Annotated in this window: 1 protein-coding gene; it reads right to left on the bottom strand. The window is 52.0% G+C overall.

The features are described 5' to 3' along the window. Positions 1-87: 87 nt before the first annotated feature. Positions 88-542 (bottom strand): tyrosine-type recombinase/integrase (locus CYR55_RS23105; RefSeq protein WP_165699667.1); only part of this gene is annotated, 455 nt, incomplete at its 5' end.

Below are 542 nucleotides of genomic sequence, written 5' to 3'. Positions count from 1 at the left end.
CAATTTTCTGTAATGCGGATAATGGCCGTGCCATGGACGGTTCCTTCTTATTCGTCTTCGTCAGTGCTGTCAGTATTGGAGCTATCCTCATCCTCCGCGAAACATACTGAGCATTGCACTCTTGTCAGCCTCCGTATTACGAATGTATGAGAGCACCTGTTCTGGTCGCTTCCAGGTTCCCTCATGCATGATTTGTGTCAGCGATACGCCGTTAGTGGCCATATCCTGTGTGGCTCCGACCCTCGCGCTATGTCCTGTCCATGTGCGATAACGGCTTATGCCGCTGGCTGCCGGCTTGCCATGAAGGGCGCACCATGCATCAGCGAAAATTGTCTCAATGGCCTTGTGCCCCATAGGGTTGTGGGCAACGTGGGCATAGTTGTATCGATCTACGCGGCAAAAAATAAAGGCATCAGGCTTTGTGGCCAGGTCAGCCATTTCAAGCCATTCGGATAACCAGGCGGTAACCTGCGGGGCTAATTTCTTCACAACGCCGCGATTATTGACGATGGTTTTTGTATAGCCGACGTTCACGATGGCGG

This window comes from Chimaeribacter californicus (assembly GCF_002858675.1).
Lineage (GTDB): Bacteria > Pseudomonadota > Gammaproteobacteria > Enterobacterales > Enterobacteriaceae > Chimaeribacter > Chimaeribacter californicus.
Note: the sequence above shows the minus strand (reverse complement) of the source record. Positions and strands in the feature narration are given on the sequence as shown.